Here is a 24,375-nt window from a genome sequence, read left to right as displayed (position 1 = left end):
TATATAAAAATCAATTTTTTTCTAACCTCAAAAACAGAGGAAAATTAACATTATTATAACATCTTCAAAGCGCTGCAGTTTTTTTGATTAATCAGTAATTTTTTAACAAAAAAAAAGCGCTGAAAACAGCACTTTTTTGAAGTAATATCAATAAAAGATTATCTTGTTTGTTCTTTAATTCTTGCTTTTTTACCAGTTAATTCTCTGAAGTAAAAAATTCGAGCACGACGAACTTTACCACGCTTGTTAACTTCGATTTTTTGCAAAGCTGGTAAGTTGATTGGGAAGATACGCTCTACTCCAATTGTACCAGACATTTTTCTTATGGTAAATGTTTCGGAAGAACCTGTTCCTCTTTTTTGAAGAACCACACCGCGGAAAAACTGAGTTCTTACTTTTTGACCTTCACGAATTTCGTAGTACACTGTGATGGTGTCACCAGCAGAGAATTCTGGGAAGTCTTTTTTTGTTACAAATTCGTCTTGTACGAATTTAATTAAGGATTCCATAGTTGTTGTTTTATGAATTTGTTCGAAGCAACATACACGGTTTTCGCTAGAGGTTAGTCCGAAATCGGATGCAAATATAAACAATAATTAAATTATGACAATTTTATTTGCTTTTATTCTTTAAGTAAGTCTGGTCTTCTATTTTTTGTATGCTCAAGGGCTTTTTCTTCTCGCCATTTTTCAATGGCAGGAAAATTCCCACTAAACAGCAGTTCTGGGGCATTCCATCCTTTGTAGGAACGAGGACGAGTGTAAATGGGCGGTGCAAGAAGATTGTCTTGAAAGGAGTCAGTAAGTGCCGAAGTTTCATTCCCCAACACCCCAGGAATAAGCCGTATGATAGCATCACATAGTACAGCTGCTCCTAATTCACCACCAGAAAGTACATAGTCACCAATTGAAATTTCTTTTGTTATAAAATGATCTCTAACGCGTTGATCAACTCCTTTGTAATGTCCACACAAAATGATTATGTTTCCCTTCAATGACAACTGATTAGCTATGCTTTGATTTAAAACATCACCGTCAGGAGTCATGTATATGACTTCGTCATAATCACGCTCAGATTTTAGTTTTGAAATACACTTATCAATGGGTTCAATGGTCATGACCATCCCTGCACCTCCACCAAATTGATAGTCATCGACGGATTTGTAATTGTCTGTTGTGTAATCTCTAAGATTATGGATGTGGACTTCTACTAGTTTTGCTTCAATGGCTCGTTTGAGTATTGATGCATCAAACGGGCTTTTGAGTAAATCAGGAACTACACTAATAATATCGATGCGCATACCACATAAATTTAACCACAAATATAAGTGAATTATAGTTAGTCCGGGACACTAATAATATGTAAATCGACGGACTTCAGCCATGTATTTTGCCAAGCGTACTACTTGATGGCTATACCCATATTCGTTATCGTACCAAATATATAAAATTGCATTAGTTCCATTTTTACGAACTATTGTGGCTTTGCTGTCAAATATAGCTGGTGCGCTGCTTCCCACTATATCGCTAGAAACCAATTCGTCACTAAGTTCATATTTAATTTGTTCTACCAATGCTCCTTCCAAGGCGTGTTTTTTAATGAGTTTATTAATTTTACTTAAAGTTGTCTTTTTAGATAATTCCAAATTTAGTATGGCTAGACTTCCATTTGGTACGGGAACTCGTATGGCATTGGAGGTGAGTTTTCCTTCCAAATTTGGTAATGCTTTACTCACAGCTTTACCAGCACCAGTTTCTGTAATTACCATATTGAGTGCGGCTGCACGACCACGGCGGTATTTTTTGTGCATATTATCTACCAAATTTTGATCATTAGTGTAAGCGTGAATTGTTTCTAAATGACCGTACTCAACACCCAGTGTGTTGTCCATAACATCTAAAATAGGAGTGATGGCATTTGTAGTGCATGATGCTGCCGAAAATACATTGTGTTTTTTAGGATTGTATTCGTTTTGATTAACGCCATAAACGATATTAGGAATACCTTGCCCTGGAGCTGTAAGCAATACTTTTTCGGTGCCTTTAGCCTTGAGGTGACGTTCTAGAGCGTCTTTTGTTCGAAATGCCCCCGTATTATCAATCACCAATGCGTCGTTAATGCCATAATCAGTATAGTTTACATCTTCTGGTGCGTTGCTCGAAATGACATGAACTGTTGTTCCGTTTATGATGAGTGCTTTTCTTTTGGGATCTACTTTTACTGTACCTGGAAATTCGCCATGAACCGAGTCGTTGCTGAGCAAAGTGGCACGTTTCTCTAAAACTTCTGTGGTAATTTGTCCACGAACAACAATGGCTCGCAGGCGTAATTGACTCCCTTTACCATTTTTAAGCATCAATTCTCTTGCAACCAACCGGCCAATGCGGCCAAAGCCGTACAAAATAACATCTCTTGGAGTGATGGTTTTTTGGTTTTTGTGGGCTCTTAATTGTTTTGAAATGAATGTAAAAACATCGTTGTGCTCAGGTGCTTTTTTATGGAACTGATAGGTCAGTTTTCCAATATCAATCTTAGATGGCGGGAGGCGTAGGTTTTGGATGGCTTTGGCCACTTCAACTGCGTCAAAAATAGATATGGGTTTATTAACAAATGCACTGGCATAGTTATGCAATCGCAAAATTTCATTAACATTTTTATCGATGAGCTGATTTCTAAAAATAACCAGTTCTATGGCATCGTCGTACCAAAGATCATTTACAATTTTAATGAATTCTACTGCAGATTTTCTGCAGTTGGTTTGTAGCGAAACTTCATTTTCGTAGGACTTTTGTGTAGGCATATGCATATAAATATTTTTTTCAAATTTACTGCAAAAGTAAAACAACTATAACGTTTTCGTAAAATAAATTAAAAAAAAAGCGCATCCAAAACAGAATGCACTTTTTTCATCAGATATTTGGGGTGCACTATCTAAAACGATAGGCTACTTTTTCCCCATTCTTTTTTAAAATACTAAGTTGATAGACCTTGTTTGAATACGAGCTTAATGCTTTTTGTACATCTACCACGGAATTGACCTTGATATTATTTATCTCTACTATCAAATCGCCCTCACTAATACCATCGGCTTCCCACTCTGCCTTGTTGTTTTGAAATAAACTTTTCAGTTCAAGACCATAATCGCTTTCATAGTTTTTCAAATCTTCCGGCTCCAGTTCTCTTAACGTTCCGATTACTGAGACATCAATACTTGTTCTTTTTTCAAGAGTTACCTTAACTACTTTATTCTCTCCATCTCTCAATAAACCTACCTCAACAACATCGTTCGGACTTTTTGTTTTTAGAAAACCAGTCAAATCTGAAAATTTCACAATTTCAATACCATTTACACTTTTGATTATATCTCCCTTTTTAATGCCAGAGCGCATTGCACCGCTATTTTCTTGTACTTCTTTAACGTAAAACCCTTCTGTTTCACTCACTCCAAAAGTTTCCGAGTTTTGACTGTTCAATTCCCCACCGATAACACCCAAAATTCCATTTTGTACATTACCGTATTCCATGATATCGCTTACCACTTTGCGAGCAATATTACTTGGAACAGCAAAAGAATAGCCAATATATGAGCCTGTTTGTGAAGAAATCGCGGTGTTAATGCCAATAAGGTCACCATGAATATTTACTAATGCTCCACCTGAGTTACCAGGGTTAACTGCCGCATCAGTTTGGATAAATGACTGCGTATTGGATCCTGATAAATCTCTTGATTTTGCACTGATGATACCAGCGGTTACAGTTGATGTCAGATTGAAAGGGTTGCCTACGGCCAAAACCCATTCGCCAACTTTAGCACTATCGCTATCTCCAAAAGTGGTGTACGTAAGGTTTTGTTTAGCTTCGATCTTTAATAAAGCAATATCTGTAATTGGGTCAGTACCCACTAGACTAGCCTCAAACGTTTTGTTGTCGTTGGTTGTCACTTCTATAGATTGAGCGCCGTCAATCACGTGGTTGTTGGTTATGATGTAACCGTCAGGCGATATAATCACTCCTGATCCTGTTCCGATTTGTTTTCGTGCTTGCGGGCGGCCATAAAATAAATCTTCAAAAGAAGTATAACCCTTGCTCATCGTCGTGTTTTTCACGTGTACAACAGCATGTAGAGTTTTTTCTGCTGCCTTTGTAAAATCTATGTTTGTCCCTCCTGAAAGTGTGGGTGGGTAATTTACTGTTTTAACAAATGGAACTTCTTTGGGGTGCTCAATTGGTGTGGAGTTATTTTTCTTACTAATTTGGGTGTAGACGCCAAGGGTCACTACACTACCAATAGCTGAGGCAATCAATAATGTGAATAGTTTTTTCATGATCTTGATGTTTTGGTTATGATAACTTTAAAATTAAATTTTTATTGAATTATTAGTTAAATTTTAACGCACTTTTAACAACGATTATTTACATATAAATATTGCTATATTTGCAAGGCAAATGACACTTAATTTTTATAAATATCAAGCCACTGGAAATGACTTTGTGATGATTGATAATCGTTCACAATTGTTCGACAAAAATGATACCAAACTCGTTGCTGCACTATGTGATCGTCGTTTTGGGATTGGAGCTGATGGCCTTATTTTATTGGAAAATAGTTCAAACTATGATTTCGAAATGGTGTATTTTAATGCTGATGGCCATCAAAGTAGCATGTGTGGCAATGGTGGTAGAAGTATTGTCGCTTTTGCAAAACATCTTGGAATAATACAAAATTCAACAAGGTTTTTGGCTGTTGACGGCCCTCATGAAGCACGTGTAAAAAACACTACGATTGACCTGAAAATGCAGTCAGTTTCTGAAATTCATTCGGCATCTGATTACGTTACTTTGAATACAGGCTCTCCGCATTATGTTGCTTTCAAATCGGAAATTGATGCATTGGACATGAAGAAAGAAGGCAGTCAAATTCGCAACAGCTCATTTTTTAAAGATGAAGGGATCAATGTAAATTTTGTATCAAAATTAAGGCAAAACACTTTTGGTATACGTACTTATGAACGTGGAGTTGAGGATGAGACTTTGTCATGTGGAACAGGAGCTACGGCTGCTGCCATTGCTATGCATTTTATGAAAAAATCTAGTTCTGATAACATTGTACTTGAGACTAAAGGAGGAGCACTCCATGTATCTTTTCATTATGCAGACGGTGTATATTCAAATGTGTGGTTGTCGGGAGCTGCAAATTTAGTTTTTCAAGGCGTTTTTAGCTTAAATATTGAATCCAATGAATATTAAAAAAATAGCTGTCGCATTTGTGTTGTTTGGGCTTGTTGCAATTGCCGCTTTTTCCTATTACATTTACTCAATCATGTTGGTGTCCAATACCGCTTTTAACAGTAAAGAGGCATATGTTTATATTCCAACTGGCGCTTCATATAATGAGGTGCGTAACGATCTTGAACCCTTATTGATAAGCATTGATAATTTTGATGTTTTAGCCCAACAAAAAAAATACATGTCAAATGTTAGGCCAGGACGCTATCGAATCTCAAAGGGCATGACGAATAACGATATAATTAACTCGCTAAGAAGTCAAAATGTTCCCATTACGGTTGCATTTAATAACCAACATAGTTTAAACCAACTAGCCAAAAGAATTTCTAATCAAATTGAAGCTGATAGTTTGGAACTGATAAAGTCTTTTACAGATGAAGATTTTTTAAAAACTCATGGGTTTACAGCAGAGACCGCCCTTTCAATGTATTTGCCAAACAGCTACGAGTTTTTCTGGAATACAAATCCACGGAAGTTTAGAACAAAGATGCTCAAAAGCTATCGTGTTTTTTGGAACAAAAAACGTCTTGAACAAGCAAAGGAAATCGGATTGTCACAAACTGAAATAGCCATATTAGCCGCTATTGTTCAAGAAGAATCCAAACAAAAGAGCGAGCAACCAAGAGTAGCAGGTGTGTACATTAATAGATTGAAGAATGGATGGCCACTTCAAGCCGATCCAACTTTAAAATATGCTGCCTACCAATTACCTGCTTATAAAAATAAGGTCATTAAGCGAGTCCTTAATAAACACAAAAAGATAGAATCCCCTTACAATACTTATTTAAACAAAGGCTTACCTCCAGGTCTTATCGCCATGCCCGATTTATCTGTTATAGATGCTGTACTTAATTATGAACGTCACGATTTTTTCTTTTTTGCAGCCAACCCTGAACGTCCAGGGTATCACAATTTTGCAAAGTCGATTTCAGGGCATAACAAAAATGCCCAATCTTATCAGAACTATTTATCTCGAAAAGGCATTAGGGAATAGTGTAACATGCTGATTTTCAACACCTTTTATTTTTATGTACCTTTGCGCTGTTTTTTAAATAAGCTTTTGCTTAAACTTAAATACCATGTGGTTAACCAAAACTAAGGATGTAATACTGATTAGAGTTTTATTGTGTTTTCTGTTTCTAGGATTCACCTCCTCTCCAAATACAATGGCTGTAAGCGTTATTGGTGCTGATGCTATTGACGTGAAATACAATTTTTCAACTGATCGAACAGCAAATACAGTTGATGTTTTTGTTAATTATATAATTTTAGATCGTGGTTATATTGGTTTTAAAGAGGCCATCGCATTTAAAGAATCTCAAGGCCGTTATACTGTTGTTAATTCTCTTGGGTATTTAGGAAAATATCAATTTGGTGCATCTACTTTAAAACTCATAGGAATTAATAATCCTTCTAATTTTTTGAACAATCCCGTACTGCAGGAAAAGGCATTTTTAGCCAACGCCAAACGTAACAAATGGATTCTACGTCGTGATATTAAGCGCTTTTCAGGTCAAAGTATTAATGGGACCTTAGTTACTGAGTCTGGTATTTTGGCCGCTGCTCATCTGTCTGGTCCAGGAAATGTAAAACGATATTTGAGAAGTTACGGAGCTGTTGGTTTCTCGGATGCTTTTGGAACTGATATAGAATCTTACATGCGAAAATTTTCATCGTACAACACTTCTTTCATTACAGCTGAAAAACGCCCGAGGGTAGATTTTCAGTAGTTTTTTTTAGTCTTTTTGGAGAATAAATATGGTTGGTCTTTTATGAAAATCAATCTTGGTGTATTTCCAATCTGAAGCAGTTTGCGTTTTAATATATTCTGTTTTTAGACTTAAATCACTTGCAACACAAATTCGGGTACTCGGGTGTAATGTCCGACACATTTCTTGAAGAAGTTTTTGATTTCGATATGGCGTTTCAATAAACAACTGCGCTTGTTGTTCTTCAAAAGAACGCTTCTCTAACTGTTTCAATTTTGCCTTACGTTCTGCTTTGTCAATGGGAAGGTAGCCGTTGAATGCAAAATTTTGGCCATTCATACCTGAGCTCATCACCGCAAGCAAAATCGAGGATGGGCCAACTAATGGAACAACTTGTATATTGTTCTGATGAGCAAGACGTACAACTTCAGCACCTGGATCTGCTACACCTGGGCATCCTGCGTCAGAAATTAGTCCGATGGATACTCCTTGCTTGCAAGGTTCCAAGTAAGTAGGTATTTCTGAAGCGTTGGTAAATTTATTTAGCGGGAATAGTCTTAAGCTAGATTGTTCTTTAGAGCTGCTTACAGATTTTATAAATCGCCTTGCAGACTTTTCGTTTTCAACAATGTATATGTCAATTTCTTCAATAATTTTTTTGACAGACAAAGGCATTGTTTCTAGAGGAGGAACATCGCCAAGGGTGTTTGGAATCAAATATATTTTTCCGTTCATCCCCTTTTTATTAACTGATTGCTGTGGTAGTTACAAGCGTCGTCCAGCAGCGTATAAATATATTGAAAACCGTCTTCACCTCCGTAATATGGGTCCGGCACTTCTTTTTTTTGTGAACCTGGGTAGTCTAAAATTAGTTTTACCTTTTGCCGTTCTTGTTCTGTTTTTGTGTGTCGAATTATGTCGTCATAATTTGCTTCATCCATCACAAAAATTAAATCAAATTCTTCCAAATCGTAGGCTCTAAAAGGTCTCGACTTTTGCTGACTAATATCTAGTTCATTTTTCTGAGCGACTTCAATAGAACGAGGATCTGGTGCGTTTCCTGAGTGAAAACCACTTGTGCCAGCAGAGTCTACAAAGTAAGCGTTGCTCGGTAATTTTGATTTTAGGATGCCTTCAGCCAAGGGAGATCTGCAGATATTTCCTAAGCAAACCATTAAAATCTTGGTCATAAAAAGGGGTTTAAACGGAAAGCTTTTTTGTCAAATCTTCAACATATTTTCTAAATTGCTTATCTGTTGAAGAGAGATTGTCTACAGTTTTGCAAGCATGAAGGACAGTTGCATGATCTCGTTTTCCAATTTGGGAGCCAATACTGGCCAATGAAGCTTTAGTGAATTTTTTTGCAAAAAACATAGCTAATTGTCGAGCTTGAACAATATGTCGTTTTCTAGTTTTAGACTGAAGTGTATCTACATCCATTTGGAAATAGTCCGAGACTATTTTTTGGATGTAATCTATAGAGACTTCGCGTTTGGTGTTTTTAACAAATTTTTCTACGATCTCCTTTGCAAGCGAAAGCGTAATCTCTTTTTTGTTGAATGAAGATTGTGCAATCAAAGAGATGATAGCTCCTTCTAATTCACGAACATTTGTTTTTATATTTTTAGCGACATACTCTACAATGTCGTCTGGCATCTCAACACCATCTCTGTAAAGTTTATTTTTGACAATTGATACTCGTGTTTCAAAATCCGGTTTTTGGAGCTCTGCAGAAAGGCCCCATTTGAATCTAGACAACAAACGCTGTTCAATATCTTGCATATCAACTGGTGCTTTATCACTAGTTAGTATAACTTGCTTGCCGTTTTGGTGCAAGTGGTTAAAAATATGGAAGAAAACATCTTGAGTTCCAGATTTACCAGACAGGAATTGAACATCATCAATGATAAGAACGTCGATGATTTGGTAAAAATGTATAAAATCGTTTCGGTTGTTCTTTTTAACAGATTCTATGTATTGCTGCGTAAATTTCTCGGCAGAAATATATAAAACGGTTTTTTCAGGGTATTTGTCTTTGATGTCAACTCCAATAGCATGTGCTAAATGTGTTTTTCCTAAGCCTACGCCACCAAATATTAGTAATGGATTAAAAGAGGTTCCTCCGGGTTTGTTGGCCACTGCAATCCCTGCATTTCTCGCTAATCTATTTGAGTCACCTTCAAGAAAATTTTCAAAAGTGTAAATAGGATTAAGTTGAGATTCTATTTTTACATTTCTTATTCCAGGGATTATGAAAGGATTTTTAAGCTCTGGGTTTTTATTCTTGAGTGGTATGTCAGCCCGTTGGGATTTTATTGCCGAACGATTGGAGCTTGGAATTTTTTCGGTGAAAGGTTGTTTATTACCATAGGTGTTTTCCATTTTAATAATGTACACCAATTTGGCGTCATCACCTAATTCTTTTGTTAGTGCTACCTTAAGTATCTTCACATAATGCTCTTCGAGCCACTCGTAAAAGAATTTACTCGGGACTTGGATGCTTAATGATTGATCTGCTAACTTAACCGCTACAATAGGCTCAAACCATGTTTTGTATGCTTGGGGCTGAATATTATCCTTGATAAAATCAAGACAATTTGCCCATACCGATTGCGCAGTGTTAGTCATTATTAATTTAAGATTTTTAGTTAGTTAGTGACTAAAAAATTGAAACACTTGGGGGGTGTACGTTATTTTTTTGTCTGTCACAAATATGTGAACAAAATTTCTAAAAAAAAAATTAAAATTGCAGGAAATTTTATTTTTTTTCGTCTAAATTATGCTGCAAGAAATATATGAATTTTTTCATGATTAATCACCAAACAAAAGTTAAAGTCCGTTATGGAGAAACCGACCAAATGGGCGTTGTATATCATGGAAATTATGCTCAATATTTTGAAATTGGTAGGATTGAATGGCTCTCTTCTTTGGGTGTTTCTTATAAAGAGATGGAAGCACAAGGTATTATGCTTCCTGTGGTTGTTTTAAATATAAATTACAGTAAACCAGCGTTTTACGAGGATGTGTTGATCATTACTACGAGCCTAATAAAGCCCCCTGAAGTCTCTATTGAATTTAAGTATGAGTTGCATAACGAGGGCGGCGAGTTGTTAACAACGGCCTACACAAAATTGGTTTTTGTCGACTCTAAATCACGATCTCCGATACGCTGCCCAGACTTTTTTTTAGACAAACTGCAAAATTAATCGTTCAAAATTTCGACTTCAATTTTGTGATGCGCTGAAAACGCCAATAGTATTGATTCTAAATCCTTTTTTTTAACTGAAATTTTAACCCAACATGCCAATTCTTGATGCTGTTGAATAATTTTTAAATTATACTTTTTAATTATACGCATCACATAGCTTAGTTCATTGTACGTAAAATTAATTTTAATATTATCACTTTTATAAATTGTGATAATATGAATTGTTTCTAAAATTTGTTTAGCCGCAGTCTTGTAGGCCATAATAAGTCCGCCAACCCCTAGCTTTATACCTCCAAAATAACGAACCACAACTACGAGGGTGTTTGTAAGATCTTTGGCCTGAAGTTGTCCTAATATGGGCATTCCAGCACTGTTGTTTGGTTCTCCATCATCTGAAACTCTGTTGTGTGAAGCGCTTGGTCCTAGTCTGTAGGCGTAGCAAAAGTGTCTAGCTGAACGGTGCTTTTCTTTTAATTTTTCAATGTGTTTTTTAACATCAGTTTCTTTTTGGATAGGGAATGCATATGCATAAAACTTACTGCCTTTGTCTTTGTAAAGTTCAACGTCTGAGGATTGCTCAATAGTTTTAAAGGCATAGTTTTGTTCACGCATTAAACATCTATTTTTTGTTTCTGTAGATGCATAATTCGTCATCTGCAATACTTACTTTGTGTCTAGGCGTATCCTTAAATACGGGGCTTTTTGTTCCGGCTGTAAATTCTGTTGGCCCCTTGAATACACGCATTTCGTCCCATAAATTCTCATCAATAAAGTATTGTAGTGTTTTTTGTCCACCTTCTATCAGTACTGAAAGGATACTCATTTCATAAAGTTTATTGCATATTTGTTTCGCTATTTCATTGTTGAAATTAATATCATTATTTGATAATACATGTGTTTTAGCATCCTCACTAAACACTGCTAATGACTTAGGTAATGTACCTTTTTGATCGACGACGATACGGATGGGGTTTCTTCCTGAAATCATTCTTGTAGTTAAACTAGGGTTATCATCCAATACAGTATTGCCTCCAACCAATATAGCGTGCTCTTCAGATCGCCATTGATGTACTAATTGACGTGATTCGGATGAGCTGATCCAAACTGGTGTTCTGTTTTTCTTTTTTTTTGGAGCAATAAAACCATTTTTTGTTTCTGCCCACTTCAATATTACATAAGGACGCTTTTTATTTTGAAATGTTAGAAATCGTCTGTGGTGTTCTTTGCAAAGTTCTTCTTCAATACCAACTTTAACCTTACAGCCGGCAGCTTCTAGTGCAGCTACTCCTTTCCCGCTAACTTTTGTGTTTGAATCAATGCATCCAATCACTACTCTTTGAATTTTATGTTTAATAATAAGGTCTGTGCAGGGCGGTGTTTTTCCGTGGTGACAACAAGGCTCAAGGCTAACATAAAGCGTAGATTTAGCTAAAAGGCTTTTATTCTTTACCGATGCTATTGCATTGACTTCAGCGTGAGCACCACCATATGCACTCGTCCATCCCTCGCCAATAATTTGTCCATCAACAACCACAACAGAACCCACAGCTGGGTTTGGTGCTGCCGTACCAAATCCATTTTTGCCAATTTCTATGCAACGCTTGATGAATGTTGAATCTTCGATAATTAAAATTTTTATTTTCAAGGACGATATACGTATCTTCGAAACTACAAAAATAAGGCGAATTTCGTTGATGTTAGACGTGCAAATTAAAGAAATTACTAAAGGCGATAATCCACAAATTGAATCGGTGATCAGATCTGTTTTTATAGAACTCAACCTTCCTTTAAAAGGTACAGCTTATGAAGATCCTGAAACCTCAGCGATGTACGAGGCTTATGACCGACCACAGTCTATCTATTTCGTGGTAAAGTCAAATGGAGAAATTTTGGGGGGCGCTGGAATTCAACCTCTGAAAAGCCATTCGCAAGCTGTTTGTGAACTTCAAAAAATGTATGTTCTGACTAAGATAAGAGGTTGTGGTATAGGACAGAAATTAATGGATTGTTGCTTGGATGCTGCACGCTCATTTGGCTTTAAAAAATGTTATTTAGAAACAATTCCTGCTCTTCATTCTGCAGTTGATCTTTATAGGCGTAATGACTTCTTGGAACTGCAAGCTCCATTAGGCGCTACAGGCCACCATAATTGTGGTACATGGATGATAAAAGATTTACTATGAAAATAAGTTTATTAAAGAAACGTTTTCTTGACGAACTCCATGTTTTTCCCTCCTCAGAACGTTTGGTCTTCTTTCAGCGCTTATGTGCGGCATACCTAAACTTAAAACCACATCAAATTGTTCTAAATTATGGTAAAGAAGTTTCTGCATCGGACTTAAGTTCTTTTGAACAAGCGTTGATTCGTCTTAAAAACCATGAGCCTGTTCAGTATATTCTAGGCCAAACTAGTTTTTTTGGACTTACTTTTTCCGTTTCCGCTTCTGTACTTATCCCCCGCCCAGAAACTGAGGAGTTGGTGGCTTGGATATTAAATCATTTTGATCCCAGCGATGCGCCAAAAATTATTGATCTTGGGACAGGTTCAGGTTGTATTGCCATTGCATTGGCTCATGCTTTACCCAATGCTGAAGTCTTCGCCCTTGATGTAAGTCCTGATGCCTTGGAGCTAGCACATTTTAATGCTAAGGCGAATGAGGTTAAGGTCAATTTTATCGAAGCCAATATACTTGAGTGGAATAGTAATCAAGATTTTGATGTAGTTGTTTCAAACCCTCCTTATGTTTGCAAACAAGAACAGGAGTTAATGAAAGATAATGTCTTGGCATACGAACCCCATTTAGCCTTATTTGTACCTGATGAAACTCCACTTGTTTTTTACAAAGCGCTTAAAGATATAGCTCTGAATAACCTCAAGTCTTCTGGTTTATGTTTTGCGGAAATAAATGAGCAATATGGAAACGAAACAAAAGCTCTTTTTGATGCACTTAACTTTGAAAATAGGGTCATAAAAAAAGATACATTTGGAAAAGACCGTATGCTAAAAGCACAAAAAAAATAAACTGTTTTTCGTGTTTTTTACACTAATTTTATGGACTGAATTTAGTATTTTAGTAGCCACTAAAACATAGGGTGTAATTACATAAATGACAGACAAAGAATTAATCATTCAACTCAGAGATGAGCTAAGGCAGCATAACCATAATTATTATGTGTTGGATATGCCTAGCATTTCAGATTATGATTTTGATATGAAGTTGAAACAACTTCAGGCTTTAGAAAATCAATACCCGGAACTACATGACTCTAATTCACCAACACAACGAGTTGGAGGAGCAGTTACCAAAAACTTTCAAACTGTTGTTCACGCACAGCGTATGTATTCTTTAGATAATTCGTATTCTAAAGCTGATTTGTTGGATTGGGAGACCCGCATAAAGAAAATAGTCGATGGTCCGATTCGTTACACCTGTGAGCTTAAATACGACGGTGCATCCATCAGTATTACCTACAAAGACGGTGTACTTTTTCAGGCCCTTACGCGAGGAGACGGTACCCAAGGTGATGACGTAACTGCCAATGTGAAAACTATCAAATCCGTGCCGCTAAAACTTCAAGGTGATTTTCCTAATTTTTTTGAGATTCGCGGAGAAATTGTGCTTCCTTTTGAGGGGTTTAATGCCATGAATGAAGCCCGTGTTGCCGCTGGTGAAGAGCCCTACAAAAACCCTAGAAATACCGCTTCAGGAAGTTTGAAGTTGCAAGACAGTAGCGAAGTAGCCAGACGTCCTCTAGATTGCCTGTTGTATAGTATTGTTGGAGAAAATACGGGTATTTTGTCTCAATTCAATAACTTAGAAAAAGCCCGCTCATGGGGATTTAAAGTTCCTAAAGAAGCCAAGTGTGTGTCTTCAATTGATGAGGTTTTAGAGTTTATAACGACATGGGATCAAGCTCGTCATGATTTACCTTATGAAATAGATGGTATTGTAGTCAAAGTCAATGATTTACAACAGCAAGCCGAATTGGGTTTTACAGCCAAAGCCCCACGCTGGGCAATGGCCTACAAATTTAAAGCTGAACAAGTGTCTACCTTACTCAATCATATCTCGTATCAAGTGGGGCGTACTGGTGCCCTAACACCTGTAGCAAATTTAGAGCCTGTTGCATTGGCTGGAACTGTTGTCAAACGTGCATCTTTACACAACGCAGATCAAATTGAAAAATTAGATGTTCGAATTGGGGATACGGTTTTTGTAGAAAAAGGCGGAGAAATCATCCCAAAAATTGTAGGGGTAGACATTTCAAAACGACTAGCAAAATCAACTCCCACCATATACCTCTCAGAATGTCCTGAATGCCAAACACCATTAACAAGAAAAGGTGGTGAAGCACAACATTATTGCCCCAATACTATGGGGTGTCCACCACAAATCATTGGTCGAATTCAACATTATATTTCGAGAAAAGCGTTAGATATAGAAGGTTTAGGCGGAGAAACGGTGGCTTTACTGGTCAATGCAGGGCTTATAAAAGATGCAGCAGATTTGTATACATTAACCATAGAAGATGTATTACCTCTAGAACGCATGGCTCAAAAAAGCGCAGAAAATTTAGTTAACGGAATTGAGGCTTCTAAGAATATTTCGTTTGAGCGTGTGCTTTTTGGGTTGGGTATTCGCTATGTTGGCGAAACTGTAGCTAAAACCCTAGCCAAACACTACAAGCATGTGGGTGCTCTTTCTGAGGCTAGCCTTGAAGACTTAGAAGCAGTCGATGAAATTGGGGTTAAAATAGCTGAGAGTGTCTATGCTTTTTTTCGGGATGACAACAGTATTCGTTTGGTATCACGTTTAGTGAGTTATGGATTGCAACTCGAACTCTCAGAAGAAGCCTTAGCCAATCAAACTACGCTTTTGTCAGGCCAACGCATTGTTGTCTCTGGGGTTTTTGAAACCATTTCTCGTAACGAACTAAAAGCCCTGATTGAAGCCAATGGAGGAAAAGTGGTAAGCTCTATTTCTGCAAAAACAAGCTATGTGGTGGCAGGTGCCAATATGGGCCCCAGCAAACGCCAAAAAGCGGAACAACTAAATGTGCCAATTCTTACGGAACAAGAGTTTTTGGATAAGGTTTAAACCCTTAGCGATTGGCTAGAGAAAAAAGTGCCTTCAGGTTCAAAATAAAAATCGACTTTTCCAACATACAGACCGTAGCACCCGACTTGATTAACCAAAACACTTTTGCCAATTGTGTTAGTTTCTAAAGTAGGTTCATCCAAAAAGGTATGGGTATGGCCGCCGATAATAAGATCTATATCTTTTGTGCTTCGTGCCAGGCTTCGGTCAGAAACTTTTTGTTGGTTTTCATAATCATAACCCAAATGCGATAAGCAAATTATCAAATCGCACTGTTCTTCAGTTTTAAGTATACGGCTCATGTCTTGAGCAATTTCGATAGGATCAAGGTATTTTGTTTCTTTGAACATGTCTTTACCGACCAATCCTTCCAGTTCAACACCTAAGCCAAAAACGCCAATTCTGACCCCGTTTTTAATAAAAATTTTATAGGGTGCAACATGCCCATCCATGATGGTATTTTTGAAATTGTAATTAGCCGAGATGAAATCAAATTGGGCATGAGGCAATTGCGCATAAAGGCCGTCGATTCCATTATCAAAATCGTGATTTCCAATGGTTGCAGCGTCGTAATCGAGCATACTCATAAGTTTAAACTCCAATTCACCTCCGTAGTAGTTAAAATAAGGGGTGCCTTGAAAAATATCTCCAGCGTCTAACAGTAAGGTATTTGGATTTTCTTGTCGTAGCCTCTGAATTAGTGTAGCTCTACGGGCAACTCCTCCTTTGTTGGCATTTCGTCCATCATTTGGCCCAAAAGGGTCGATGTGGCTGTGTACATCATTGGTGTGTAAAATAGTAATTTGCTTTACCTCTTGCTCAGTACAGGAAAGGGCTATTCCACCTACGGAAAGGAGGGCAGTTGATGCAGCTGTATTTTTGATGAATGTACGTCTTTTCATGTTTTTAATTGGTATATATAAAACGTTGATCGCGTTTTGGGTTCAAAGTATCTTTGGTTGTAAAATGGTCGATCAGTACATTTCTTATTTTATAATCGATGTCAAGAACAGTTTCGCTTTTTTGAAAAAAATCCATGCGGTCTCCGCCTTTATAGAGGTAGTCATTTGTGGCGACAAAATAAATTCTGTTGGACTCTATTTCTTTTCCCTGAACACGAAGCGTTTTGATGGTTCCATTGCGGGTAATCGCGAGTTCCATTCCGGAAATCGGGTGTGCGCGTTTGGCTTTTGTAAGATAGTTGACCAGTTTCATAAGAACTGAACCTTTCATTTGTGCGACAACCACTTTATTTTCAAAAGGCATGATATTAAAAGCAGTTTTCGTTTGGATTGGTCCTTTTGGTAATGGTGCTCGAATGCCTCCATGATTGAGCAAAACCATATCTAAGTCTAGATTGTAGCGTTTTTTAAGAATTGGTGCGCAGCGTTCGAAAACGGCATCTGCCATAAGATTGCCTACCGCTGTGTTTAGTTCTCCGTCTGTTTTTTTGTGTTCAGTAACTGAAAAGCTTAAAACTTCATTCATTGAAGCTTGCAATCTATTTCTGTAGGGGGTTATAAAAGCATCAATTAAGCTGTCTTTAGCAGTGTTATGGTCTATAGCTATTCGCTGAGTTTCAATTTTCTGTGTGGTTTTTACTTGACGACAAGAGATGAACACTAAAATTATAAGGAGAAAATTAACGTATTTAACCGTCATTTATATTAACTTTGTATAGATATTAAAAGTACATGTTTTTTAATCGAATCAAAACAATATCGTCTGAAAAATTTTTGACCACGGTTTTGAATACGCGCTCTAAGCACTATTCTTCTGAAAAAATTAAAACTGTAGGCATCCTTTTTCATTATGATTACTTTGATGATTATGATTTTTTTAGAACGCTCTTTACAGATCTTGGATTGAACGATAACCGCTTGCGGTTTATTGCATTTTATCAAAAGGACAATAATCAACCCAATAGTTGGGACGCCTCATACACCACTGCAGATTTTGATTGGCTTGGGCATTGTAAAAGTGCAGAGGTAGCAGAATTTGTTGCTCAGCCTTTTGATTTGTTGGTTAGTTTTTATAAACCTAACCGCTATGAACTAAAAATTGTTTCAGCTATGTCTAAGGCGCATTTTAAAGTGGGGATTTCAAACGAGGATGAACGCCTTCACGATTTGATTATTGATGTGGCTCTTAAGGATCAAAGTACTTTTAAAGTGGAACTTGTAAAATATTTAAAAACCCTAAATAAAATTTAAATGAATTCATTAATAGGTATGGGGGTAGCGTTGGTCACGCCTTTCAAAAGCGACTTGACCATAGATCATGACGCGCTTTCTAAAATTGTATCATTTAACATAGATAATGGTACAGATTACCTTGTAATAAGTGGAACAACAGGCGAGAGCGTCACAATTACAAAAGATGAGAAAAGGGCTATTGTAGAAACCATTGTAAAAACCAATGCCGGTCGTCTGCCATTGGTTATTGGAATTGGAGGAAATAATACCGCGGCAGTAATTGAAGAGCTTAAGACAACTGATTTATCTCCTTTTGTAGCTGTTTTGTCAGTAGCGCCTTATTACAGCAAACCTACCCAAGAGGGGTTGTATCAACATTTTAAGGCTGTAGCCGAAGCTTCATCCATTCCTGTGATTTTATACAATGTTCCCGGTCGAACAGCAAAAAATATGGAGCCAGATACAAGCCTGCGTCTAGCCAGAGATATTGATAATATTGTTGCCATAAAAGAAGCAGGAAATAGCCCTGAGCAGTATAAAGCACTTATACAAAACAAACCCAAAGATTTTATGGTAATTTCCGGAGATGATGATTTAGTTTGTGATGTTGTATTGTCTGGAGGTTCTGGGGTTATCTCTGTTATAGGTCAAGCTTTACCAGCCTTATTTTCGAATATGATTCACAAAGGAATCTCAGGAGATGAGCAAGCTGCCAAAGCTTTAGAAAAAAGCGCAATGCCGCTCATTGGTTTGATTTTTGAAGAAAATAATCCGGCTGGTATTAAGGCTGTTTTAGAGCAACTAGGTTTGTGTAACGATACGGTTCGTTTGCCTTTGGTAACTGCAACAGAGGCATTGAAATTAAAAATTAAAAATGCCCTTGCAGAATTATAAAGCCCTGTTTCTTTCTGGACAGATAATAAATGTTTTTATTATCCGTTTAAAAAATGTATTTTTGCATCCCGTTTTTGAAATATGAAAAAATTAATATCTTTATTAGTCTTATGTGTTTTTTTTAGCTCTTGTAGCGAATACCAGCGTGTATTGAAGGAAGAAGATGTTGCTGCAAAGTTCAAAATGGGTACCGAACTGTACGATGCTGGTAAATACGAAAAAGCCAATCGCTTATTCCTCCAAATTGTACCCAAATACAGAGGAAAACCTCAAGCAGAAAAGTTAATGTACATGCATTCCAAAGCATTTTATTTAACCAAAGACTATTTTTCTGCAAACTACCGAATGGAACGTTTTGTCGAAGCGTATCCAAAGAGTGAACGTGTTGATGAAATTGCTTTTTTGGCCGCCAAAAGCTATTACAAACTATCTCCAATTTACCCCAAAGATCAAACGGAAACTGTTGAAGGTCTTGAAAAACTCCAAGAGTTTATCAACCGCTATCCTGAATCTCAGTATTTTGCCGAAGCAAATGCTCTTGTGCAAGAACTTGATGGTAAATTAGAAAAAAAGGCATACGAAATTGCACTACAGTACCACAGAACAGCTCCCTTCCACAGAGATTACAATTCCGCAATAACAGCGTTTGATAATTTTCTTGAAAAATTTCCAGGTACTAAATACAAAGAAGATGTTTTGTACTACAAATTTGATTCTGCCTATCAATTGGCTATAAACAGCGTTCCTTGGAAGCAAGCCGAGCGTACTGAAAAAGCCTTTGTTTTTTATAAAAATTTAAAACGCTTTTTCCCCGACACAAAATACTTAGAGCAAACCGAGTCTATGCACAGCGAATTGCTAGACATCAAAAATAATTTAACAACAAAAAGTTAATACAAATGGATTTAAAAAAAGTAAAAGCAGCTGCCAGTTCAGTGACCTACAACCGCAATGAAATTGATGCGCCCACTGAGAATATTTATGAAGCTATTTCTGTGATTTCAAGACGTGCTGAGCAAATCAATACTGATATCCGCAAAGAACTGATTGATAAATTGGAAGAATTTGCAACGTATAACGACAGTTTAGAGGAAGTTTTTGAAAATAAAGAACAGATAGAAGTATCTAAGTTTTATGAGCGTTTACCAAAACCACATGCCTTGGCTGTTCAAGAATGGTTAGACGGTAAAATTCACCACAGAAAAACTTCTGACGAGTCCTAAGACTACCGTTATGTCTATTCTACGTGGCAAAAATATACTCCTTGGCATCAGTGCTGGTATTGCTGCGTACAAAACTGCTTCTCTTGTGCGGTTGTTTGTCAAATCAGGTGCACATGTGCGCGTCGTAATGACGCCTTCGGCAAAAGAGTTTGTTACTCCACTAACCTTATCTACACTTTCTGATCACCCTGTTTTATCGGACTTTACTGACGAAAATGACGATAATGCCGTTTGGAACAACCATGTTGAACTCGGTCTTTGGGCTGATTTGTTTATAGTCGCTCCTGCCACAGCCAATACGCTGTCGAAAATGGCTTCTGGCAACAGTGATAACTTTTTGATTGCTACCTATCTATCAGCAAAATGCCCAGTGTATTTTGCACCTGCAATGGACCTAGATATGTACAAACACCCTACCACTAAAAACGCTTTAGACAAGCTTCAGTCTTATGGTAATATTTTAATTCCTTCAGCTTTTGGAGAACTTGCAAGTGGTCTTGTTGGTATGGGCCGCATGGCCGAACCTGAAACTATTGTGGGAACCATTGAGCAGCATTTACTCGAAGGTCTACCTTTGTACGGAAAAAAAATTCTTGTTACAGCTGGGCCAACACATGAAGCCATAGATCCAGTGCGCTATATTGGGAATCATTCTTCTGGGCGAATGGGATTTGAAATCGCAAATACTGCGGCACAATTGGGGGCTGAGGTCATTCTAATAAGCGGTCCAACTCACTACAAGGCGCTTTACGATTCCATCCAAACTATTCCAATTACATCTGCAAGAGATATGTATGATGCTGCACATCAATATTTTAAGGATGTTGATGCTGCTATTTTGTCGGCTGCCGTTGCAGATTACAGGCCAAAATTTCCCGCTGTTTCCAAACTAAAAAAGAAGAGTTCTTCCTTGGTTTTAGAGCTAGAAAAAACTGAAGATGTGTTGGCTTCTTTAGGAGAAATTAAAGAAAAACAACTACTTATTGGCTTTGCTTTGGAAACTGAAAATGAAGTTGCAAATGCAATAAAAAAGCTTAAAGCTAAAAATTTAGACTTAATTATATTAAATTCGTTGAACGACGATGGCGCAGGTTTTGGAGGGTCTACAAATAAAATCTCCATAATAGATAAAGATTTAAACCAAACAAACTACCCCCTAAAATCAAAATCTGAAGTCGCTGATGATATAATTAATGAACTTATAAAACGAGTGCATGCGTAAAGTTATAATTTATTTTGTCCTATTGACTACAGTTTTTGTTTCAGCCCAAGAGCTTAACTGCAATCTTGTTGTCAACGCACAACAAACGGGGAATGAAAATGTTCAAGTGTTTAAAACTCTTGAAAAACAGCTTAATGAATTTATAAATAACACCCGCTGGACCGACAAATCTTTCGCGCTTCAAGAACGTATCGATTGCAGCATGATTATTAATATTCAAAATTACGATTCCGATGCATTTCAAGCCAGTATACAAGTGCAGTCGGTACGCCCTGTGCACAACTCAAATTATGTCAGTAGTGTTTATAACTTCAATGACAAAGACTTCAATTTTAAGTATTTAGAATATCAAAATTTAAATTTCAATCCAACACAATTTCAATCCAATTTAATCTCAGTATTGACTTTTCACGTGTATATGATTTTGGGATTGGATGCTGATACCTTTGAACTTAATGGAGGGGATATACATTACAAACAAGCAAGAGATATTGCCAATTATTCGCAACAAGGCAATGTTCCAGGATGGGCACCACCAAAAGGGGGCGATCAAACGCGCAGAGTCCTTATTGATAATGTTTTATCAAAAACCTATCAAGAATACAGAACAGCTTTGTACAACTACCACCGCTTGGGGCTGGATGTGATGTCTAGTGATACAAAAGAAGCCAAGACTAAAATAGCTAATGCGTTATTAGGCTTTGAAGCGCTGCATAAAAGACGACCTAATTCATTTTTAGTGCGTACCTTTTTCGATGCAAAATCTGATGAAATCGCCGATGTTTTTTCGGCTGGTCCAAACGTGAAAATCACAGAACTTGTTTCTGTTCTGAATAGAGTTGCACCCATGCATTCAAAAAAATGGGGGACCATAAAATTTTAAAACCGACTTCTTGTTAGCTCAACTCTACATAAAAAACTATGCATTGATCGATGAGCTTGATGTGAATTTTGATCAGGGTTTTACCATCATTACAGGCGAAACCGGTGCAGGAAAATCTATTTTGCTGGGTGGTTTGTCCTTAGTTTTAGGCAAAAGAGTTGATTTTTCGAACATTAAAGACAGCAGTAAAAAAAGCATTATCGAATGCACGTTCAGTTTAAAAGATTATGACTTAACGCCTTTTTTTGATTGTTATGATCTTGAATATGAACCTGAAACTATTATCCGTCGTGAAGTCTTACCCTCAGGAAAGTCCAGAGCTTTTATAAATGACTCTCCAGTAACCCTTGCTGTTTTGGAAGCCTTAGGACAACAACTTATCGATATTCATGCCCAGCACGAAACCTTATCTTTAGCTGACGATGCCTTTCAATTTCAAATTATTGATGCTTTAGCACAAACACATGATTTGCTCAATAATTATAAAGACACTTTAGCAGATTATAAAGAAAATCAGAAAAAGTTAGAATCACTTCAAAACCAACAGCAGCAATCGAAAAAAGACTATGACTATAATAGTTTTTTATTGCAAGAAATTGAAGAAGCCCAAGTTTTAAATCTAGATTTGAAAACTTTGGAATCTCAATACGAAACTCTGAGTAATGTTGATTATATTCAAAGCGAATTACAATTTGCACAGCAGATTTTAAGCCACGAAGATGTTGGTGTTTCTACTCAACTAAACGAGCTAAAACAACGGTTTAATAAATTGAAAGATGTATCTTCTGAGTGTACTGCTCTTTTTGAGAGAATTTTAAGTACACAGATAGAACTCGAGGATATATTTACTGAAATAGAGCACCATCAGAACATATTGGAAGCCAATCCTCAGCTTTTGTTTGAAACTGAAAATCAACTCAAAAAAATAAATGACCTATTTGGTAAACACAATGTGCAGACCATTGAAGAATTGAATTTTGTTTTTGAAGAATTATCAAAAAAAGTAAAGCACTTAACAAGTCTAGATGCACAGCTAGAATCTGTCAATAATTTGTTGCTTAAAAATATAAAAAAATTAAACAAAATTTCTTCAACTCTAAGCGCAAAAAGAAATTGTGTATTGATAGATTTACAAGACGAGTTACATTTGCTTTTGGCCGACTTGGGTATGCCAAATGCAGTGTTTAAAATTGAGCTCCAACCTTGTTCAGATTTTTTATTTAATGGCAAGGATGTTTTAAAGTTCTTGTTGAAAGCCAATAAAGGCGGACAATTTTTACCACTAAACAAAGGGGCTTCTGGCGGAGAGCTGTCCCGTATCATGCTGGCCGTGAAGTACATTTTATCCAAACACCAGCAACTCCCAACCATTATGTTCGATGAAATAGATACTGGGGTTTCAGGAGAAATATCGAACAAAATGGCATCCATCATGAAAGATATGAGTCAGTATATGCAAGTGTTTACCATTACGCATCTCCCACAAATAGCAGCAAAAGGGACGCATCATTTCAAGGTTTTTAAGCAGGATTTTGGAACCACCACAACCACACAGTTGGCGAAGTTGAACTCCGACGAACGCTTAGAAGAAATTGCCCAAATGTTGGGTGGAAAAGAAATAACAGAAACCGCAAAGCAACATGCGCAACAGTTGTTGAATTAGTAGTATATTTGTCCACAAAATTAGATACATTTGATAATTAAAAAATATTATGGCACATCAGTTACTTAAAGGAAAAAGAGGAATTATTTTTGGCGCTTTAGATCCCAATTCTATTGCGTGGATTACTGCTGAGCGTGTTCACGAAGAAGGTGGAACGTTTGTCTTAACCAATGCACCCATTGCCATGCGCATGGGCGCTATTGATGAATTGGCCAAGAAAACTGGTGCGCAAATCATTCCTGCCGACGCCACTTCTTTGGAAGATCTACATAATTTAGTCGATCAATCGGTTGAGATTTTAGGTGGAAAATTAGATTTTGTTCTGCATTCTATTGGGATGTCTGTTAACGTTCGTAAAGGTCGTGCTTATACCGATCAAAAATACGATTGGACACAAAAGGGAACCGACGTTTCTGCCATGTCTTTTCACAAAGTCATGCAAACACTTTACAAATCCGACGCGATGAATGAGTGGGGGAGTATAGTCGCTTTGTCTTACATGGCTGCACAACGTGTTTTTCCAGATTACAATGATATGGCCGACAATAAAGCCTATTTGGAAAGCATAGCGCGTAGTTTTGGGTATTTCTTTGGGCGCGATAAAAATGTTCGTGTCAATACCATCTCTCAATCCCCAACACCTACGACTGCAGGAAAGGGCGTAAAAGGATTTGACGGCTTTATCGCTTATGCTGAAAAAATGTCGCCGCTTGGTAATGCCACAGCTTTGGATTGTGCCAATTATACCATCACCTTGTTTAGCGATTTAACCAAACGTGTTACATTGCAAAACCTCTATAACGATGGTGGGTTTAGCAATATGGGCGTGAGTGATGCCATCATGGAAAAATTTACAGAGGAATAAGTAAAACTCTCTGTAGCTCTTAAAAAATCCACACCAAACGGCGTGGATTTTTTATTTTTAATGGTTGATTTTATATTTTGTTTAACGTTTAAACGATATATTTTAACATTTAAACGAGAAATGAAGAA

The 24,375-nt window shown here is 37.1% G+C and carries 26 protein-coding genes; 15 read left to right on the top strand and 11 right to left on the bottom strand.

The genetic code is table 11. The annotated features are described in order from the left end of the window. Positions 1 to 158 precede the first annotated feature (158 nt). From rplS to FORMA_RS01535, 4 genes are all read right to left on the bottom strand, one after another. The gene (rplS, locus tag FORMA_RS01550; protein WP_069674003.1) at positions 159 to 509 is read right to left on the bottom strand and encodes a 50S ribosomal protein L19; all 351 of its coding nucleotides are present in this window, start codon (positions 507 to 509) and stop codon (positions 159 to 161) included. Positions 510 to 622: 113 nt separating this feature from the next. Further along, positions 623 to 1,300, bottom strand: coding sequence for a tRNA (guanosine(37)-N1)-methyltransferase TrmD (trmD, locus tag FORMA_RS01545; protein ID WP_069674002.1), 678 nt, complete (start codon positions 1,298 to 1,300; stop codon positions 623 to 625). Between the two features lie 51 nt (positions 1,301 to 1,351). Further along, a complete protein-coding gene (locus FORMA_RS01540; protein ID WP_069675406.1) occupies positions 1,352 to 2,800 on the bottom strand; it encodes a glyceraldehyde-3-phosphate dehydrogenase in 1,449 nt (482 codons plus the stop codon). A 127-nt stretch (positions 2,801 to 2,927) separates the two neighbouring features. Continuing rightward, complete coding sequence (locus tag FORMA_RS01535; protein ID WP_069674001.1) at positions 2,928 to 4,325, bottom strand: trypsin-like peptidase domain-containing protein; 1,398 nt, start codon at positions 4,323 to 4,325, stop codon at positions 2,928 to 2,930. Between the two features lie 121 nt (positions 4,326 to 4,446). Between FORMA_RS01535 and dapF the strand changes: the two genes are divergently transcribed. The 3 genes from dapF to FORMA_RS01520 all read left to right on the top strand — a co-directional run bounded on the left by dapF (position 4,447) and on the right by FORMA_RS01520 (position 7,016). Beyond that, on the top strand, positions 4,447 to 5,247 hold the full coding sequence (gene dapF / locus FORMA_RS01530) for a diaminopimelate epimerase (protein WP_069674000.1): 801 nt from the start codon (positions 4,447 to 4,449) through the stop codon (positions 5,245 to 5,247). Then, entirely contained in the window at positions 5,237 to 6,280 is a 1,044-nt protein-coding gene (gene mltG / locus FORMA_RS01525) for an endolytic transglycosylase MltG (RefSeq protein WP_069673999.1), read from the top strand. The genes dapF and mltG overlap by 11 nt, the downstream gene beginning before the upstream one ends. Before the next feature lie 85 nt (positions 6,281 to 6,365). Next, positions 6,366 to 7,016 carry a peptidoglycan-binding protein LysM gene (locus tag FORMA_RS01520; protein WP_069673998.1) on the top strand — a complete coding sequence of 217 codons (651 nt, stop codon included), beginning with the start codon at positions 6,366 to 6,368 and terminating at the stop codon, positions 7,014 to 7,016. Positions 7,017 to 7,022: 6 nt separating this feature from the next. Here the strand turns inward: FORMA_RS01520 and FORMA_RS01515 are convergent, their stop codons facing one another. From FORMA_RS01515 to dnaA, 3 genes are read right to left on the bottom strand one after another with little or no spacing between them, the layout of a single operon-like run. Further along, positions 7,023 to 7,730 carry an SAM-dependent methyltransferase gene (locus tag FORMA_RS01515; protein WP_069673997.1) on the bottom strand — a complete coding sequence of 236 codons (708 nt, stop codon included), beginning with the start codon at positions 7,728 to 7,730 and terminating at the stop codon, positions 7,023 to 7,025. Next, complete coding sequence (locus FORMA_RS01510; RefSeq protein WP_069673996.1) at positions 7,727 to 8,185, bottom strand: low molecular weight protein-tyrosine-phosphatase; 459 nt, start codon at positions 8,183 to 8,185, stop codon at positions 7,727 to 7,729. Before FORMA_RS01510 ends, FORMA_RS01515 begins: the two co-directional genes overlap by 4 nt. 10 nt (positions 8,186 to 8,195) lie before the next feature. Further along, positions 8,196 to 9,623 (bottom strand): chromosomal replication initiator protein DnaA, encoded by a 1,428-nt coding sequence (dnaA, locus tag FORMA_RS01505; protein ID WP_069673995.1) that lies wholly within the window; start codon positions 9,621 to 9,623, stop codon positions 8,196 to 8,198. Between the two features lie 167 nt (positions 9,624 to 9,790). Here dnaA and FORMA_RS01500 point away from each other — a divergent pair, with 167 nt between their 5' ends. Then, a complete protein-coding gene (locus FORMA_RS01500; protein ID WP_231925000.1) occupies positions 9,791 to 10,201 on the top strand; it encodes an acyl-CoA thioesterase in 411 nt (136 codons plus the stop codon). Here FORMA_RS01500 and FORMA_RS01495 read toward each other — a convergent pair. Beyond that, a complete protein-coding gene (locus FORMA_RS01495; RefSeq protein WP_069675404.1) occupies positions 10,198 to 10,815 on the bottom strand; it encodes an IMPACT family protein in 618 nt (205 codons plus the stop codon). The two genes, FORMA_RS01500 and FORMA_RS01495, sit on opposite strands and share 4 nt — an antisense overlap. A 7-nt stretch (positions 10,816 to 10,822) precedes the next feature. Further along, entirely contained in the window at positions 10,823 to 11,848 is a 1,026-nt protein-coding gene (ribD, locus tag FORMA_RS01490) for a bifunctional diaminohydroxyphosphoribosylaminopyrimidine deaminase/5-amino-6-(5-phosphoribosylamino)uracil reductase RibD (RefSeq protein ID WP_231924999.1), read from the bottom strand. A 49-nt stretch (positions 11,849 to 11,897) separates the two neighbouring features. Between ribD and FORMA_RS01485 the strand changes: the two genes are divergently transcribed. From FORMA_RS01485 to ligA, 3 genes are all read left to right on the top strand, one after another. Continuing rightward, on the top strand, positions 11,898 to 12,386 hold the full coding sequence (locus tag FORMA_RS01485) for a GNAT family N-acetyltransferase (RefSeq protein WP_069675402.1): 489 nt from the start codon (positions 11,898 to 11,900) through the stop codon (positions 12,384 to 12,386). Beyond that, complete coding sequence (gene prmC, locus FORMA_RS01480; protein ID WP_069675401.1) at positions 12,383 to 13,225, top strand: peptide chain release factor N(5)-glutamine methyltransferase; 843 nt, start codon at positions 12,383 to 12,385, stop codon at positions 13,223 to 13,225. The genes FORMA_RS01485 and prmC overlap by 4 nt, the downstream gene beginning before the upstream one ends. A gap of 85 nt (positions 13,226 to 13,310) precedes the next feature. Continuing rightward, a complete protein-coding gene (ligA, locus tag FORMA_RS01475) occupies positions 13,311 to 15,302 on the top strand; it encodes an NAD-dependent DNA ligase LigA (protein WP_069673994.1) in 1,992 nt (663 codons plus the stop codon). Here ligA and FORMA_RS01470 read toward each other — a convergent pair. Both FORMA_RS01470 and FORMA_RS01465 read right to left on the bottom strand, forming a co-directional pair. Beyond that, a complete protein-coding gene (locus tag FORMA_RS01470) occupies positions 15,299 to 16,204 on the bottom strand; it encodes a bifunctional metallophosphatase/5'-nucleotidase (protein ID WP_069673993.1) in 906 nt (301 codons plus the stop codon). The genes ligA and FORMA_RS01470 overlap by 4 nt on opposite strands. A 4-nt stretch (positions 16,205 to 16,208) precedes the next feature. Next, positions 16,209 to 16,964, bottom strand: coding sequence for a 5'-nucleotidase C-terminal domain-containing protein (locus tag FORMA_RS01465; RefSeq protein ID WP_069673992.1), 756 nt, complete (start codon positions 16,962 to 16,964; stop codon positions 16,209 to 16,211). 32 nt (positions 16,965 to 16,996) lie between these two features. Here FORMA_RS01465 and FORMA_RS01460 point away from each other — a divergent pair, with 32 nt between their 5' ends. The 8 genes from FORMA_RS01460 (at position 16,997) to FORMA_RS01425 (ending at position 24,247) form a co-directional block, all read left to right on the top strand. Continuing rightward, positions 16,997 to 17,515, top strand: coding sequence for a DUF6913 domain-containing protein (locus tag FORMA_RS01460; protein ID WP_069673991.1), 519 nt, complete (start codon positions 16,997 to 16,999; stop codon positions 17,513 to 17,515). Further along, positions 17,516 to 18,391, top strand: a complete 876-nt coding sequence (dapA, locus tag FORMA_RS01455) for a 4-hydroxy-tetrahydrodipicolinate synthase (RefSeq protein ID WP_069673990.1) — start codon at positions 17,516 to 17,518, stop codon at positions 18,389 to 18,391. A gap of 81 nt (positions 18,392 to 18,472) precedes the next feature. Continuing rightward, positions 18,473 to 19,285: an outer membrane protein assembly factor BamD gene (locus tag FORMA_RS01450; protein ID WP_069673989.1), complete on the top strand. Its 813-nt coding sequence runs from the start codon at positions 18,473 to 18,475 to the stop codon at positions 19,283 to 19,285. A 5-nt stretch (positions 19,286 to 19,290) separates the two neighbouring features. Beyond that, positions 19,291 to 19,614 (top strand): DNA-directed RNA polymerase subunit omega, encoded by a 324-nt coding sequence (locus tag FORMA_RS01445; RefSeq protein ID WP_069673988.1) that lies wholly within the window; start codon positions 19,291 to 19,293, stop codon positions 19,612 to 19,614. A gap of 10 nt (positions 19,615 to 19,624) precedes the next feature. Next, complete coding sequence (gene coaBC, locus FORMA_RS01440; RefSeq protein ID WP_069673987.1) at positions 19,625 to 20,836, top strand: bifunctional phosphopantothenoylcysteine decarboxylase/phosphopantothenate--cysteine ligase CoaBC; 1,212 nt, start codon at positions 19,625 to 19,627, stop codon at positions 20,834 to 20,836. After that, complete coding sequence (locus FORMA_RS01435; protein WP_069673986.1) at positions 20,829 to 21,719, top strand: type IX secretion system protein PorD; 891 nt, start codon at positions 20,829 to 20,831, stop codon at positions 21,717 to 21,719. The genes coaBC and FORMA_RS01435 overlap by 8 nt, the downstream gene beginning before the upstream one ends. Positions 21,720 to 21,729: 10 nt before the next feature. Beyond that, positions 21,730 to 23,382 (top strand): DNA repair protein RecN, encoded by a 1,653-nt coding sequence (gene recN / locus FORMA_RS01430; RefSeq protein WP_069673985.1) that lies wholly within the window; start codon positions 21,730 to 21,732, stop codon positions 23,380 to 23,382. A gap of 49 nt (positions 23,383 to 23,431) precedes the next feature. After that, entirely contained in the window at positions 23,432 to 24,247 is an 816-nt protein-coding gene (locus FORMA_RS01425; RefSeq protein ID WP_069673984.1) for an enoyl-ACP reductase FabI, read from the top strand. The last annotated feature ends 128 nt before the right edge of the window (positions 24,248 to 24,375 follow it).

This window comes from Formosa sp. Hel3_A1_48, assembly GCF_001735715.1.
Taxonomy (GTDB): Bacteria; Bacteroidota; Bacteroidia; order Flavobacteriales; family Flavobacteriaceae; genus UBA3537.
This window is presented reverse-complemented; position numbering and strand designations above follow the sequence as displayed.